The 15,324-nt window shown below is 62.7% G+C and carries 17 protein-coding genes; 7 read left to right on the forward strand and 10 right to left on the reverse strand.

What is annotated here, in order from left to right:
- The first annotated feature begins 2 nt into the window (after positions 1-2).
- The 3 genes from hprK (at position 3) to FXN63_RS27315 (ending at position 3,107) form a co-directional block, all read left to right on the forward strand.
- Entirely contained in the window at positions 3-932 is a 930-nt protein-coding gene (hprK, locus tag FXN63_RS23925; protein WP_148818016.1) for an HPr(Ser) kinase/phosphatase, read from the forward strand.
- A 52-nt stretch (positions 933-984) separates the two neighbouring features.
- Positions 985-1,887: an RNase adapter RapZ gene (gene rapZ / locus FXN63_RS23930; RefSeq protein WP_148818017.1), complete on the forward strand. Its 903-nt coding sequence runs from the start codon at positions 985-987 to the stop codon at positions 1,885-1,887.
- Between the two features lie 80 nt (positions 1,888-1,967).
- Positions 1,968-3,107, forward strand: coding sequence for a septal ring lytic transglycosylase RlpA family protein (locus FXN63_RS27315; protein WP_222863964.1), 1,140 nt, complete (start codon positions 1,968-1,970; stop codon positions 3,105-3,107).
- Positions 3,108-3,328: 221 nt separating this feature from the next.
- Here the strand turns inward: FXN63_RS27315 and FXN63_RS26835 are convergent, their stop codons facing one another.
- Together FXN63_RS26835 and rsmI are read right to left on the reverse strand one after the other, a co-directional pair.
- Positions 3,329-3,496, reverse strand: a complete 168-nt coding sequence (locus FXN63_RS26835; protein ID WP_187395014.1) for a hypothetical protein — start codon at positions 3,494-3,496, stop codon at positions 3,329-3,331.
- 49 nt (positions 3,497-3,545) lie between these two features.
- Entirely contained in the window at positions 3,546-4,616 is a 1,071-nt protein-coding gene (gene rsmI / locus FXN63_RS23940; protein ID WP_148818019.1) for a 16S rRNA (cytidine(1402)-2'-O)-methyltransferase, read from the reverse strand.
- Positions 4,617-4,648: 32 nt separating this feature from the next.
- Between rsmI and FXN63_RS23945 the strand changes: the two genes are divergently transcribed.
- The 4 genes from FXN63_RS23945 to FXN63_RS23960 all read left to right on the forward strand — a co-directional run bounded on the left by FXN63_RS23945 (position 4,649) and on the right by FXN63_RS23960 (position 7,298).
- The gene (locus FXN63_RS23945; RefSeq protein ID WP_148818020.1) at positions 4,649-5,236 is read left to right on the forward strand and encodes a YraN family protein; all 588 of its coding nucleotides are present in this window, start codon (positions 4,649-4,651) and stop codon (positions 5,234-5,236) included.
- 70 nt (positions 5,237-5,306) lie between these two features.
- Positions 5,307-5,897 carry a phosphoheptose isomerase gene (locus tag FXN63_RS23950; protein WP_148818021.1) on the forward strand — a complete coding sequence of 197 codons (591 nt, stop codon included), beginning with the start codon at positions 5,307-5,309 and terminating at the stop codon, positions 5,895-5,897.
- Position 5,898: 1 nt separating this feature from the next.
- The gene (locus tag FXN63_RS23955; RefSeq protein WP_148818022.1) at positions 5,899-6,579 is read left to right on the forward strand and encodes a BON domain-containing protein; all 681 of its coding nucleotides are present in this window, start codon (positions 5,899-5,901) and stop codon (positions 6,577-6,579) included.
- Between the two features lie 173 nt (positions 6,580-6,752).
- Positions 6,753-7,298 (forward strand): TlpA disulfide reductase family protein, encoded by a 546-nt coding sequence (locus tag FXN63_RS23960; protein ID WP_148818023.1) that lies wholly within the window; start codon positions 6,753-6,755, stop codon positions 7,296-7,298.
- Between the two features lie 98 nt (positions 7,299-7,396).
- Here FXN63_RS23960 and FXN63_RS23965 read toward each other — a convergent pair whose 3' ends face one another.
- The 8 genes from FXN63_RS23965 to FXN63_RS24000 form a co-directional block, all read right to left on the reverse strand.
- Entirely contained in the window at positions 7,397-8,011 is a 615-nt protein-coding gene (locus tag FXN63_RS23965; protein ID WP_222863965.1) for a hypothetical protein, read from the reverse strand.
- Positions 8,012-8,210: 199 nt separating this feature from the next.
- Positions 8,211-9,953, reverse strand: coding sequence for an FAD-dependent oxidoreductase (locus tag FXN63_RS23970; protein WP_148818025.1), 1,743 nt, complete (start codon positions 9,951-9,953; stop codon positions 8,211-8,213).
- The gene (locus tag FXN63_RS23975; RefSeq protein ID WP_425468750.1) at positions 9,950-10,681 is read right to left on the reverse strand and encodes an SDR family NAD(P)-dependent oxidoreductase; all 732 of its coding nucleotides are present in this window, start codon (positions 10,679-10,681) and stop codon (positions 9,950-9,952) included. Before FXN63_RS23975 ends, FXN63_RS23970 begins: the two co-directional genes overlap by 4 nt.
- A 177-nt stretch (positions 10,682-10,858) precedes the next feature.
- Positions 10,859-11,611: an SDR family NAD(P)-dependent oxidoreductase gene (locus FXN63_RS23980; RefSeq protein ID WP_148818026.1), complete on the reverse strand. Its 753-nt coding sequence runs from the start codon at positions 11,609-11,611 to the stop codon at positions 10,859-10,861.
- Between the two features lie 150 nt (positions 11,612-11,761).
- Entirely contained in the window at positions 11,762-12,481 is a 720-nt protein-coding gene (locus FXN63_RS23985; RefSeq protein WP_148818027.1) for an ABC transporter ATP-binding protein, read from the reverse strand.
- A complete protein-coding gene (locus FXN63_RS23990; protein ID WP_148818028.1) occupies positions 12,474-13,352 on the reverse strand; it encodes an ABC transporter ATP-binding protein in 879 nt (292 codons plus the stop codon). The genes FXN63_RS23985 and FXN63_RS23990 overlap by 8 nt, the downstream gene beginning before the upstream one ends.
- Positions 13,349-14,335, reverse strand: a complete 987-nt coding sequence (locus FXN63_RS23995) for a branched-chain amino acid ABC transporter permease (RefSeq protein WP_148818029.1) — start codon at positions 14,333-14,335, stop codon at positions 13,349-13,351. Before FXN63_RS23995 ends, FXN63_RS23990 begins: the two co-directional genes overlap by 4 nt.
- Positions 14,332-15,234 (reverse strand): branched-chain amino acid ABC transporter permease, encoded by a 903-nt coding sequence (locus FXN63_RS24000; protein ID WP_148818030.1) that lies wholly within the window; start codon positions 15,232-15,234, stop codon positions 14,332-14,334. The genes FXN63_RS23995 and FXN63_RS24000 overlap by 4 nt, the downstream gene beginning before the upstream one ends.
- Positions 15,235-15,324: the final 90 nt, after the last annotated feature.

Here is a 15,324-nt window from a genome sequence, read left to right on the forward strand (position 1 = left end):
CCATGCTGACCATCCAGACCCTGTTCGACGAGAACGCCGAGAAGATGTCGCTGACGTGGATCGCCGGCGAGTTGGGCGGCAGCACGCATGCATTGCCCGACGAGTGCCTGGGCGCATCCGATCTGGTTGGTCACTTGAACCTGATCCACCCGGCCCGTATCCAGGTCTTTGGTCACTCCGAATACGCGTACTACCAGCGTTTCGAAGCGCGCAAGCGTCATCACCACCTGGATGAACTGGTCAGTGGCGGCGTGCCCGCGCTGGTCATGGCCGAAGGCCTGGTTGCGCCTGACGACCTGATCGAACATTGCCGACAGTCCAACGTGCCGCTGCTGGCGTCGCCGCTGCTGGCATCGCAGGTGATCGACCTGCTGCGCATCTACTTCGCCAAGAAGCTTGCGGCCACCACCACGGTACATGGCGTGTTCATGGACGTGCTGGGCATGGGCGTACTGATCTCGGGCGAATCCGGCCTGGGCAAAAGCGAACTGGCGCTGGAACTGATTTCGCGCGGTCATGGCCTGGTGGCTGATGATGCGGTGGAATTCAGCCGCATCGCCCCGAACATTGTCGATGGCCGCTGCCCGACCTTGCTGCAGAACCTGCTGGAAGTCCGCGGCCTGGGGCTGCTGGATATCCGCGCGATCTTCGGCGAGACCTCGGTACGCCGCAAGATGAAGCTCAAGTTGATCGTCCATCTGGTGCGCAACACCTCGATGGAAGAACACTACGAGCGCCTGCCGATGCAGGCACTGACCCAGGACATTCTGGGCCTGCCGATCCGCAAGGTGGTGCTGCCGGTTGCTGCCGGCCGCAACTTGGCGGTGTTGGTGGAAGCCGCCGTGCGCAGCGCCATTTTGCAGCTGCGCGGCATCGATACCTTGTCAGACTTCATGGATCGCCAGATGCAGGCCATCCACGACAACGACTGAACCCGACCTTGAGGCTTGGCCCGTGGGTAGCTCGCATGCCACAATCGACCCCGTGTTAAGCGTCGTCTTCATTACTGGCATCTCGGGCTCAGGAAAGTCCGTGGCGTTGCGCATGCTGGAAGACGCGGGATATACCTGCGTCGACAACCTGCCCGTCCGTTTCCTCCACGAGTTCATCGGCATCGCGCATGACGAGCATCTGTCGCGCGTTGCCGTGGCGATCGACGCCCGTTCGCCGGGCGACATCGCCGAACTCCCCGACGTCATCACCGCCCTGCGCGCCCGTGGCACCGAGCTGCGGGTGGTGTTCCTGGACGCCAGCACCAGCACGCTGGCGCTGCGTTATTCAGAAACCCGCCGCCGCCATCCCCTGACCGACCGTCTGCAACGCGGTGGCACGCCGCCCTCGCTGGAAGCCTGCATTCTGGCCGAGCGCGAATTGCTGGCCCCGCTGTCGGAACTCGGTCATCTGATTGACACCACGAACCTGACCCCTGGTCAGCTGCGTGCGTGGGTGCGTGACCTGATCAAGGCAGACCGCCTGCCGCTGGTGCTGACTTTCCAGTCGTTTGCGTTCAAGCGCGGCATTCCGCTCGACACCGACCTGATGTTCGATGTGCGCTGCTTGCCCAACCCGCATTACGACCCGGTGCTGCGTCCGCTGACGGGCTGCGATGCGCCCGTGGCGCAATACCTGTCGGCCTTCCCGACCGTGAATGCGATGGTCGATGACATTGCGGGGTTTGTGGAACGCTGGCTGCCGCAATACATGCAGGACACCCGCAGTTATCTGACGGTCGCGATCGGTTGCACAGGTGGTCAGCACCGTTCGGTCTACATCGTTGAACGGCTTGGCGAACGATTCGCCGATCGAGGACAAGTGTTGATACGCCATCGCAACCAGCCGCATCTGCTGCTGCCGGTGCCCGACGGCCACGCGCCGCTTTCTACCTGACAGGACCCGTGCCGGCCATGCAGATCCGCTGCGTTTCTCATACGCTTTCTCGCACGTTCTCCCATACGCTTCCCGTCGCCATGTTGGCGGTTTCATTGCTGATTGCCGGTTGCGGCAGCAGCCCCAAGCGAGACAGCAGCACGGCCAGCAGCAGCGGTGGCGGCAGTTCGCGCGGCGGTGGCTACTACAAAGATGACGGCCCACCGGACCGTCCGCCCTCAGACCTGGAACTGGTGCCCGACGCAATGCCTGCGGTCGAACCGCTGGCCAGTGGCCCGAACCGCCCCTACAACGTGTTCGGCAAAAACTACACCCCCGACACGTCCGGGCGGCCGTATCGCGTGCAGGGACTGGCGTCCTGGTACGGCAAGAAGTTCCACGGCCAGAAGACCTCCAACGGCGACACCTACGACATGTACGGCATGAGCGCCGCACACACCACCTTGCCGATTCCCAGCTATGTGCGTGTCACGCGCGTGTCCACTGGCAAGACGGTGCTGTTGCGCGTCAATGACCGGGGTCCGTTCCACAGCGACCGCATCATCGACTTGTCATACACGGCGGCCGTGAAGCTGGGCATCCTGGGTGCGGGCAGTGCCGAAGTGGTGGTCGAACATCTGACGCCTACTGAGATCGCCCGCATTCGTGCTGAACGCGCGGGTGAACAAACCGAATACGCCAGCCGCGCACCGGCGACGGTGGCCATGCTGGAAGCCTCGGCTGCCGCCAGCACGGTTGCCCCGGCCCCGGCCTATATCAATACGCCTGCACCCTCGACCGGATTCGGCTCGCAAGACAGCTTGCCCGCCGACACGATTGCGGCAACTGCGCCCATTGCGTTCGGAGCGGCCCCGTCGCAAATCGAGGCCTTGCCGCCACCGGCACCGATGGCCCCCAGGCCAGTACCGGCTGCGCAGCCTGCCTACCCGTCTGCGTCGGCCGCATCGGCAGGCTTGTCAGCACCCAGCACTGCGGCGGCACCAGTATTGGACGGCGTGTATCTGCAACTGGGCGCGTTCAGCGGTCAGCAAAATGCCCAGGACCTGCTTGGCCGCCTGCGCAGCCAGCTGACCGACTGGGCCGAGCCGCTGCGCATCGTGCTGGTCGGCAACCTGCATCGTGTTCGCATCGGTCCGTATGCAGACCGTGTCACTGCGCAACTGGCGGCCAACCGGCTGCAGCAGCGGGTGAACATGACGGCGATGATCGTCACGCAATAAGCGGACGGCAAGGGGCCACAAGACAGTGGCTCCCTTGCGGACTGACATTACGTACGGCGCATCTGCTTGTGCCATCCCATACGCAGAACCCCTCACGGACAAATCGCTGTCGCAGCGCCCTGCCCGCGAGCCACACACCGAATACTGAAGCATCGCGCCCTTTGCGGAATCGCCATGCCTATGTTTGCGGCAAATGGGCTGGCTGGCGGTTTACCTGCTGGTCAGCTGCTTGATCTGAGCTTCAGCTTGCTTGCTGGCTTGATAGCTGGACTGGCTATCAACACCTCTGCCAGCCCGAACGTCAGCCCGAACGTCAGCCCGAACGTCAGCCCGAATGTCAGCCCGAACGTCAGCCCGAATGTCAGCTCAAATGTCAGCTCGCCAGCCAAGCTGCCGTTCAGTTTTCCGATTGGCCTGATCGGCGCAAACGCTCAGCCTTCAGTCCTCGTCTTCCTCTGCGTCATCTTCCTGCGCCTTGCGCAGTGTCAGCGCGTGCGCGTACAGCGCATCTCGCGGCACACCGGTAATGCGCGATGCCAGGCGCGCGGCGTCGCGCACGCTGGCCACTTCCATCAACCATTGCAGAATTTCGCCTGCACGGCCGTCGATTCTTTCTTCCGTTGCTACGGGCGGCGCGCTGATGATCAGCACAAATTCACCCTGCTCGCGGTGCGGTGCGTCGATCCAGGTCAGCGCCTCGCTGGCCGGCAAGGTCACGATTTCCTCGAAACGCTTGCTCAGTTCGCGGGCAATGGTAATGCCACGCTCGGCACCGCAGGTATCCACCACGTCGCGCAGCGTGTCACGCAAACGGTGTGGCGACTCGTAGATCACCACGGGCGCAGGCACCGCCGTCCATTGCGCCAGCCAGCGCTGACGCGCCACGCGCTTGGACGGCGCAAAGCCGGCGAAGACGAATGCCGGGTTCTCGTCGGTGGTCACGCCGCTGCCCATCAAGGCGGTGATGACGGCGCTGGCTCCCGGAATCGGCACCACGGTGAAACCTGCTTCGCGCACCGCACGAATCACCCGCGCACCCGGGTCGCTTACGCCCGGCGCACCCGCGTCGGACACCAGCGCCACACGCTCGCCCGCCGTCAGTCTGCCGACGATGGCCTGGGCCGCTTGTGCCTCGTTATGGCGGTGCGCAGCAATCAAGGGCGTGCGAATGCCCCAGGCATCGAGCATGGGACGGGTACTGCGGGTGTCCTCGGCGGCGATCACGTCACAGCGCTGCAAGGTCATCTGCGCACGCAGGCTCAGGTCGCCCAGGTTGCCGATCGGCGTGGCCACGACATACAGCGTGGATGCGGGCCAGTGCTGGGTGGCAACGCGCTCGGCCAGACGGGGCCAGACACTGGCGGCAGACGTCGCGATGTCGGATACATCCACACGCGCGTCGGCCGCATCAGCGGCAGTGTGGGCCGCGTCAGCCCCCGTAACGGGCAAGGGTGCCGCGTAGGCGTCGTCGGCATCGACGGCACCGGAAGAAGAAGGATCGATATGCATGCCGCCAGAATACCCGAGCAGGCGGCGGTGTCATGACGGATAAGTCGCGCGTGCTCAGTCCCGAGGCACGTCTGTTGGCAACACAACGACGCGCCCGCAAGCGGTGGCTGGCAAAAACGCGAACGGCGGCAGGTGAAACGCAGCCTGCATCCCCAACCAAGATCAAGGTCCGGCCAACAGGAAAGACCGCTGCCGCCGACGCACCATCATCAGGTTTCACACGGACGGCCCTGGACACGAGCGGACGAGAACTTGCGCGTCAGTCCCCCACCCAGCGCCACGGTGCAGAGCAAGAAGCGCTTGCACTTGCCCATCTCGAAAATGCTGGCTTGCAACTGCTTGCCCGCAACGTTGCCAGTCGGGTGGGCGAACTCGACCTGGTCATGCAGGACGGCGACATCCTGGTGTTTGTCGAAGTGCGCGCCCGCAGCTCATCGCGCTTCGGCGGCGCAGCGGCCAGCGTGACCTTCGCCAAACAGCAGCGCCTGACCCGCGCAGCCCAAGTTTTTCTGAAAACCGCATGGCGCGGCCCCGTACCACGCTGCCGTTTCGATGTCGTGGCAATCTCCCCGGAAGGCATCGCCTGGTTGCGTGACGCCTTCACCCCCAGTTACACCTGACGCGCACCGCGCAGCGCATGCACACCCGCAACAAGCCTGCACCCATGAGCCTGCATGCCATAATCCGCGCATGGATCTGACAGCCCGGGTCACCACCCACTTCCGCGACGCGATCGCGCTTCACGAACATGCCCTCGACACCTTGCCGGTTCTGACCGCCACGGCGATCGAGGCGATCTTCTTTGCCATCGCCAACGATGGCAAAGTGCTCGTTTGCGGCAACGGCGCTTCGGCAGCCGACGCACAGCGGTTCGTTTCCCACATGATCGGCCGCTTCGAGCGCGAACGGATGCCGCTGGCAGCCATCGCGCTTACTGCCGACACCGCCATCGTGACCGCGATCTCGAACGATCTCGGTTATGACCGCGCGTTCTCGCAGCAGGTGTATGCGCTTGGACATCCGGGCGACATCCTGGTGGTGTTGTCGGCCAGCGGCAATTCGCCAAGCGTGCTGCAGGCCATCGTCGCCGCGCACGAGCGCGACATGCGGGTGATCGCATTGACCGGTCACGGCGGCGGCGACGTTGCCGCGCTGCTGACCGAAGAAGACATCCACCTAAGCGTGCCGCACGAGCGCACGCCACGCATCCAGGAAATCCATCTGTTGCTGCTGCACGCCTTGTGCGACGGCATAGACGCCCAATTGCTAGGAGAAACCTGACATGACCCGTACTTCAATTGCATCGACGCTGCGCCCGATCGCCCTGGCCCTTGCCATCGCTTCCGGAGCAGCGGTACTGCAGGCCTGCGCGCCGATTCTTCTCGGCGGTGCCGCGATGGGTGTGGGTGGCATGGCGGTTACCGACCGGCGATCGGTGGGCATCCAGGTGGAAGATCAGAATATCGAGTTGAAGGCCGGCAGCCGCATCAGCGAAAAATTCGGCGACGCCGTGCACGTGAACGTCAACGCCTACAACCGCAAGCTGCTGCTGAGCGGCGAAGTGCCTAATGAGAACGCCAAGGCTGAAATCGAACGCCTGGTCGGCAGCATCGAAAACCTGCGTAGCGTGGTCAACGACCTGGCCGTGGCACCTGCAAGTTCGCTCACCACCCGGGCCAACGACTCGGTGCTGACCGGCAAGGTCAAAGCCACCTTGATCGACGCCAAAGACCTGTTCTCGAACGCATTCCGCGTCAACACCGACCGGGGCAACGTCTACCTGATGGGCATCGTTACCGAGCGCGAAGGCAAGCGCGCCTCGCAACTGGTGTCCACCATCCCCGGCATCCTGAAGGTTGTCGCTGTCTTCGACTACATCAGCGAAGGCGAATTGCAGGGCCTGTCCAAGGCCGAAGCCGAACGGCAGCAGGCCCGCGCCAACGCTGCACCGGTACCGCAATAAGGTCTGTTGACGGCTCACACCAAGCTGTCAGGAAGGCCGGAGTAAACTCATGGAACTTCCTGCACGTGGCCCTGGTCTGACCGGGGCTTGCGTGCAGCGCACGGTTGCCATGGCGCGATTGCCCGCGGCAACCGGAAACGGCGACGCGCACCCCGCCCCCCATGAGACCCGCCATGACTGCTTCCAGCACTGCCCCCCCCCTTCCCGCCAACCCGGCAAAACGCGGCCCCGCGAAATTCATCGTTGGCGCGGCGTTGGCAGCAGTCGTTGCAGCAGGCGCATGGTTTACGCTGGCACCCGCGCCCAAAGCGCCGGACGCAACCTTCACCTCGATCACTGGCGAAAAGATCACCACGGCCAGCCTGCGCGGCAAGGTCGTGCTGCTGAACTTCTGGGCCACCGACTGCGTCACCTGCGTCAAAGAGATGCCGATGATGGTGGACACCTACAAGAAGTACGCGCCGCAAGGCTACGAAATGGTGGCCGTGGCCATGCGTCACGATCCGCCGAACTACGTCTTGAACTTTGTCGAGACGCGTCAACTGCCCTTCAAGGTTGCACTCGACCCGATGGGCGAGCACGCCAAGACCTTCGGCAATGTGCAGATGACCCCCACGTCTTTGCTGATCGACCGTGAAGGTCGGATTCTGAAGCGCTATCTGGGTGAGCCCGACACTGCGGAATTCCACGCGGCGATCGAGAAGGCGCTGGCTAGCTGAGCGGCGCAGAGAGTCTGGCATCAAGACGCGTGATGCACATCACGCGTCTCACGATAGTCAATAAAAACGCAGTCCCACTATTGCTGACCGCATCGCCGCTAGATTGATATCGCGGCAAGCCCCTGCAATGCCTGAATCAACTTGGGCTTGGGTGCCGTCAACACATCGTCCTGAATACTGCACACCACCGACTTCAGCAATTCAGTGGTGTTGAGTTCAGTGCGCGTTGCCAAGCTCTGCAAGTCTTCGCTGACTCGCACGGGCACCTTCATCGACAAACGACGTCGTGCCACACCGCGATGCTCGGGAAACCTGACCAAAGCCTTGGCATGCATTGCCTTCAGCTTCGTTGCAAGCTGTGCATCGCCTGCGGCCTGGTGCAAAAAATAGCTCAGCAATACCCGCCGAAAATCTGTCGAGGCGCGGTGATCAATCGTGTGCACGGCGTAGTCCAGCACATCCACATAGATGGCAGGCAAGTTGGCTTCGATGGACGCCGTCGCCTCTTTGCGCGTCTTGCTGATGGCCGGCGTGGACTGTGCAGGGATCGATACGGTGGTGTCACAGACGTCGCACACGCCAACAAGAATGTTCTTCGCGACAGAAGACCCATCACTGAATGGAACGTCGCGTCGGCGAAACGTGGTGACGACGAGATCCGCACAGTGGCTGCACACCGCCCTGCTCTGGTCGCCTTCCTGGAAGATCTTCATGGACGTTCTCATTGGTGCACGCTGATGATTTTGGCGCAGTCATTCGACCCCTAAAAATACGACAATCTTCGTATAGAAAACAAGCTGATATTTGCTTGATGCAATCGAAGAGCATAGAAGGCATTGATGCGAGAGATATGCAAAGTGGACGTATCAGTCCAAGCGCGAAAGTACTGACACAGCGGTAATTACGCGCCAACTAACGCGCGGCCACCGTCGACGCCAACGCACGCCCTGCCAACCAACCGAAGGTCAGCCCCGGGCCTAGGGTGATACCAGGTGCGGGGTAGTTGCCGCCCATCACCGATTGCATGTCGTTGCCGACCACGTAAAGCCCGGGGATGGGCTGGCCAGTGGCGTCTAGCGCGCGCGCATGTGGATCGGTGGCAATGCCGTGGGCGGTGCCGATGTCGCCTGCGTAGACTTTCACGGCGTAGTAAGGGCCGTCAGCCAGCGGGGCCAGGCAGGGGTTGGGGTGGTGATCGGGATCGCCCAGGTAGCGGTTGTAAGCGGTGCTGCCTTTGCCGAAGTCGGTGTCTTCGCCGGCTGCGGCCAGGCGGTTGTAGCGGGCAATGGTGTCTGCCAGCGCAAGCGGGTCGATGCTTAGTTGTTGCGCCAATTCAGCCAGGGTGTCGCCGCGCAACAAATATCCGGCGTCGATCAGATGTTGACGCGGTCGACCGCCGGGCAGCGCCAGTCCCAAGCCCCATATGTCAATGAAGCGTTGGTCGCACACCAGGAAGGCCGGGATGCTGGGCACCTGCGCATGTGCGGCATACATGGCTTCGACAAACGCGTGGTACGAGGTGGCCTCGTTGACGAAGCGGCGGCCTGCGCTGTTGACGGCGATCAAGCCAGGTTTGGCACGGTCCCATACCAGGTGGGGGTAGCGTTGCACGCTGCCATCCGGGCGCGTGAGCAACGACACAGGTGCCCAGAATGCGGCATGGGTGTGGCCGGTTCCCAGTGCTGCACTGGCACTTGCGGCAATGCGGATGCCGTCGCCTGCGTTGCCTTTCGGGGACATCGACCACGGCCCGGTGGGGGCAGGATATTGTTCGTTGCGCCGTGCGGCATCCCACGGGAATCCACCGGTTGCCAGCACGACACCGCGGCGTGCGTGAATGCGTTTGGGCGCGCCATTGTCGTGGACCACGACACCGATCACTCGACCGTTTTCATCACGCACGAGCGCTTGCAGATCGGCCTTCAGGCGATACGCAATGCCACGCTGAAGCACTTGTTCGAACAGCTGCGCTGCCAGCGCATTTCCCAGCAGCAATCGCGTGCCGCGATGGTAGCCACGTGCACGGTCACTGACGTAGCGCAGCACCAGTTTCATGCCGTGTTTCCACGATGCAAAGGATCGCGTGACACGCAGCAGATGCTTGGCGTCGGTGATGTTGATCATCATGCCGCCCAGCACCAGAAACTCGGGCAAGGGGTCGCGCAACTCTTTGAAGTGCCGGCCTAGTTTGCGGCCATCAAATTCGGGGGGATCGAGCGAGCGGCCGCCCATCGCAGCCCCTGGCAGGTCGGGGTAGTAATCAGGCGAGGCAGTGCGTGCCACCAAGCGCAACACACCCTGGTGCGTGAAGTCTTCCAGCATCTTCGGGCCGGCATCCAGATAGGCGCGCAGCATGTCCGACGGTGCGGAATCCCCGACGGTTTGTTCCAGGTAGGTCCAGACTTTGTCGAAGGTATCGGGGTGACCGGCACCGGCTGACTGCGCATTCAAGGGCAGCCAGACCGCACCGCCCGACACGGCCGTCGAGCCGCCGATGCGATCGGTCTTTTCCAGCAGCAGCACGTTCAACCCCGCCAGCTTGGCGGTGATCGCCGCAGCCATGCCGGCAGCACCGCTGCCTACGATGATGGCGTCAACGGTTTCGTCCCAATCTCCATGATCGGGTTGGCGACTGGAAGCGTGGACGGCCGTCATGATCCCGATCCACCCAGCGATTTTCCGCCATCGACAAACAAGACCTGACCAGTGATGAACCCCATGTTGGGCGACACCAAAAAGGACACGGCGCGTGCGATGTCTTCCGGTCTGCCTGCCTTGCCTGTGGGTTGCAAGGCCAACTGCGCGGCAAGCCGTTCGGGCGTCAGTGCCTGCAGAATCGGCGTGTCGATCAGGCCCGGCGCAATGGCGTTGACGAGGATGCCACGCGGGGCCAACTCCATTGCGCTGGCGCGCGTGTAGCCCACCACGGCCGCTTTCGACGCCACATAGTGCGGATGGTTTTTCGCGCCCAGATAGGCACGCGACGCGATGTTGACGATGCGCGCGCCGTCTTCCATCTTGCGTGCTGCTTCCTGCGTCAAGGTGGCGACGGCCACCAGGTTGATCTCGTAGATGCGCCGGAAATCTTCGTTGGTCACATCCAGGAATTTGCGTTCGTCGAACAGGCCGGCGTTATTGACCAGCGCACGCAGCGGCGGCAGCTCGCGCACCAGCGCGCGCACTGCGGCTTCGTCGGTCAGGTCGATGGCACGGGCATCGACATTCAGGCCCTGTGCACGCAAGGACGCGGCTTCCTGTTCGGCCAAGGGGCCGTTGCGGTCTACCAGGATGACCTGGAAGCCGTCGCGTGCCAGTTGCTCGACGGTGGACCGGCCCATGCCGCTTGCGCCGCCCGTGACGAGCGCAAGGCCCAAAGGCGAAATGCCGTCTGCGATACCGGTGTGATGCGGGTCTGCAAGCGGCTGCGCACCACTGACGTGATCCACGTTGGACGTGCTCACAAGACTTTCACCGGCTTGTCCAGCTTCGTCCCGCGTGCCTGGATTCATAGCGTTGCTCACGTCCACTGCCCCCCCTGTCTGCACACTCATCCCCTTCCCTCACACCGCCAGAAAACCACCGTCGACAGGCAGCACCACACCCGTCACATACGTCGCCATGCTTGACGCCAGAAACACCACCGGTCCGACCACTTCGTCTGCCGTGCCTAGCCGGGCCAGCGGCGCACGGTTGGTGAACCAGTCGGTGCCGTGTTCGGTAGCCAATTGCGGCGCGGCCATGTCGGTGTCCATCAGGCCCGGTGCAACCGCGTTCACGCGGATTCCGAACGCAGCCAGGTCACGCGCCATCACTTGTGTGAGCGAGCGCACGCCGCCTTTCGACACCACGTAGCCGGTGCTTGAAATCCCGGTGGCAAAGGCCACGATGGATGACACATTCACGATGCAGCCGCGCCGCGCTTTCAGCAGCGGCACGAACGCGTGCGAGACTTCAAAACTGCCTTGCAGGTTCACGCCCATCACGCGATCCCACGCGGCTGGCGTGCCGGCGTCATCAAAGCGCGGGCCGCCGGCAATGCCTGCGTTGTTGACCAGAATGTCAATGCCGCCATGACTGGCCAGCACCTGCGATGCGCAAGCGGCAACTGCTGTGCGGTCGGTGACATCCAGGCTCACCGCGCTGGCCTGAGCGCCTGCTTCGATCAAGTCCTGTGCCGTGCGCTGTGCGCCTTCCAGATCACGGTCGGCCAGAATGACCGTGGCTCCTTCGCGCACAAAACCTCGCGCAATCGCGGCTCCCAGGCCACGTGCCGCGCCAGTGATCAACGCAACCTTGTTGTCCAGCAAACCCACGTCATGTTCCTTGTGATGAAGCCATCGCACCGACAATCAGCGTGTCCTTGAAACGCATCGAACGAAGCTTGCTGTGCGGATGATTTGTCGGCAGAGCCAGAGATCGCCACAGTCCGACGGCAGCGCACGCAACCGTGCTCACGCCCCCGATCACGTACCCAGATACGCCCGCTGAATCCCTTCATCATTGGCCAGCGCAGCCGACTTTCCTTCCAGCGCCACCTCACCGTTTTCCAGGATGTACGCGTAGCTGGACACCGCCAGCGCAAGCTTCACGTTCTGCTCCACCAGCAAGATGGTGATGCCTTGTTCGCGGTTCAGTTTCAGCACGATGTCGAAGATCTGATCGACCACCAGCGGGGCCAGGCCCATCGAGGGTTCGTCCAGCAGAATCATGCGGGGGCGGGCCATCATGGCGCGGCCGGTGGCAAGCATTTGCTGTTCGCCGCCAGACAGCGTGGCGGCCTTCTGGTTGATGCGTTCGCGCAGGCGTGGAAAGGTGTCGCAGACCATGTCCAGATCGGCGCGCACCTGCGCCCGGTCGCGGCGCAGGAATGCGCCCATGTCCAGGTTCTCGCGCACGGTCATGTCGCGGAAAATTTCGCGGCCTTCGGGTACCTGCACGATGCCCAGACGCACGATGGCATCGGCACCGTCGCGGTGAATCGGCTTGCCATCGAAATACACTTCGCCTGCATTGGGCGACACGATGTGCGACACCACATTCAAGGTGGTGGTCTTGCCAGCGCCGTTGGCCCCCAGCAGCGCCACGATGGCACCGTCCGGCACCTTCACCGATACGTCGTGCAGGGCCTGGATGTTGCCGTAGGCGGCCGATACCCCGCGCACGTCCAGCAGGTTCTCAGCCACGGTGCGTTCCTTTGCCCAGATAGGCGTCGATCACACGCGGATTGCCGCGCACTTCTTCCGGCGTACCTTCGGCAATCTTTTCGCCAAAGGACATGACCGTGATGCGGTCGGAAATTGCCATCACCAATTGCATGACATGTTCGACCAGCAGCACCGTGATGCCATCGCGTTCGCACAGTTCGCGCAGCAGACGATCCAGGGTTTCGATCTCACGATTGCGCAGGCCCGCAGCGGGTTCGTCCAACAACAGCAGCTTGGGCTTGATCGCCAGCGCACGCGCCAGTTCCAGCATCTTCTGGCGCCCGAAATCCAGGTTGGACGCAAGTGTGTCGTGGTGGTCGGCCAGGCCTACTCTTTCCAGCAGATGATCGACCAGATCACGCGCTTCGGCACCTGGGCGGCGCAGCATCATGCCGGCAGTGCGGGCAGCGTGAGAATGGGTGCCCAGCAAGGCGTTTTCGCGCACCGTCAATTCACCGAACAGCTCCAGGTTCTGGAAGGTGCGCGCCACGCCCAAGGCGGCCATCTGATGCGGGCGATGGTGCGTGATGTCTTCGCCATCGAGCACGATGCGACCTTGCGCCGGCTGGTAGTAGCACGAGATGCAGTTGAAGGTGGTGGACTTGCCTGCGCCGTTCGGACCGATGAGCGCATGAATGCGGCCACGCTCGACCTGCATCGACAGGCCGTTGACCGCAAGCAGACCACCAAAGCGCACAACGATGCCACTCACATCCAGGAAAGACTTGGCATCAACCGTCTGCGTGCCAAGCGATGCGGTAGTTTCGTTCGCAAGCACAGACGGGGCTGCCGACGCATTCACCGCAGTTGCCGCAACACCCGGACCAGTCTTCAACACATGGTCGTTCATGCCGATTCTCCAGATGCCCGCGTAGCGACCACGGGTGCCGGCGCATGCGTGGTCGACGTGATGCGCACGCGCTTGCGGCGCTCGGCAAACAGCCCACGCGGCGCGAACATCATGAAGCCCATCAGGATCGCGCCGTAGATGATTTCCTGGAACGAAAGCGCCTGACGCAGCAGCTCGGAAATCAGGCCGAATCCGATGGCACCCAGAATGGCCCCGCGCACTGAGCCAATGCCGCCGACCACCACCATGGTCAACACCAGAATGGTGGTCTGGAAGCCCAGACTTTCCGGGTGCACGAAGGACGAGAATGTGGTGTACAGCCCACCAGCCAAGCCCGCGTAGGCGGCAGACAAGGTGAAGGCCATGCGCTTGACGCGATTCACATCCACGCCCATGGCCAAGGCCGCAATATCGCTTTCGCGCACCGCACGGAAAGCGGACCCCAACTGCGAACGCGAGATCCACACAGTGGCCCACAGCATCAGTGCGGTGATCACGATCACGAAGGGATAGGCACGCAGATCGTTGGTGAGTGCGTAGCCAAAAATCTGCGCAGGCGCAATGCGAAAACCGTTCGACCCGTTGGTGACCGAGTTCCAGTTCATGAACACCCACTGCATGGCTTCACCGAATGCAAAGGTGGACAGGGCCAGGTAGATGTCACGCATGCGCAGCGCCAGTGCACCCAGCATGTAACCCAGACACGCGGTCAGCAAGGACCCCGCCAGAATCGACAGAATGAAGGGCAGCTGGAAGTGATTGTTCAGCAGCCCGGCGGTGTAGATGCCAATGCCGTAGAAGGCCGCATGCGACAACGCGAACTGCCCGGTTTCACCGATAACCAGGTGCATGCCCAGCGCCAGCACCACAAACACCATCAGCAGGTTCACCACGTACAGCACGTAGCCGGTGACAAACATCGGCAGCACCGCAAGCACCACGGCGGCTACCACCAACAACATCAGATCGAAGCGCGACTTCATACTTTTTTCACCTGCAATCTGCCACCCAGGATGCCCTGCGGCCGCACGATGAGCACGATCATGATGGCCAGGAACGGGGCCACCACAATCGCGTTGGTCGAGATGAACAAGCCCACCAGATTTTCGGCAATGCCGATGATGAAACCACCCAGCACGGCACCCGGCACACTGCTCATGCCACCGACAATCGCGGCAGCAAAGGCCAGGATGGCCACATGTGCAATGTCGGGCGTGATTAGAATCTTGGGCGTGATCAACACCGCTGCGATTGCCGAGATCAGCCCCGACAAGCCCCACACCATCATGCGCACGCGGCTCAGGTTCACTCCCACCCGCTGCGCACCCCGTGCATTCATGCCGACCGCGCGCATCGCACGCCCGGTACGGGTCCACGCGAACATGGCAAACAGCAAAGCCATGACGATGATGGCGACCGCGAAGATCAGCAGGTCCAGCCGCGTCAGCACTGCGTCACCGATCATGATGGCGCTGGTCGACGCCAAGGGCGGCAAGGAACGCGGCGTATCGCCCAGGCCGGTGGTGCGCACCAGCCCCTTCAACACATAGGCCAGGCCCAGCGTGGCGATCACCAGTTGCACGCCCACGCCGCGCGATGCGATCACGCGTTCCATCACCACGCGCTGGAACAAGGCAGCAGCAACCATTACCACCGCAATCGTCACCGGGATCACCAGCCAGTAAGCCCAGCCCATCACCAGCACCAGGAACAAGGCCACGTAAGCACCGACCATGAACAACTCGCCTTGCGCGAAATTGGGCACGTCGGTGGTCTTGAAAATGATCACGACCGCTACTGCCAGCAAGGCATACACACTGCCGGTCACCAGACCCGACAGAATGCCTTGCTGCAGGAACAGCCAGATATCCGCACCGCTCATTGACATCTCCGGGCACGCCAAAGCCGTTGGCGTGCGGATGGAACGCACCCACACAAAAGCAGTGGGGATCGGACCCCGCCCTGAGTCGCA

The organism is Pigmentiphaga aceris (assembly GCF_008119665.1).
GTDB lineage: Bacteria > Pseudomonadota > Gammaproteobacteria > Burkholderiales > Burkholderiaceae_B > Pigmentiphaga > Pigmentiphaga aceris.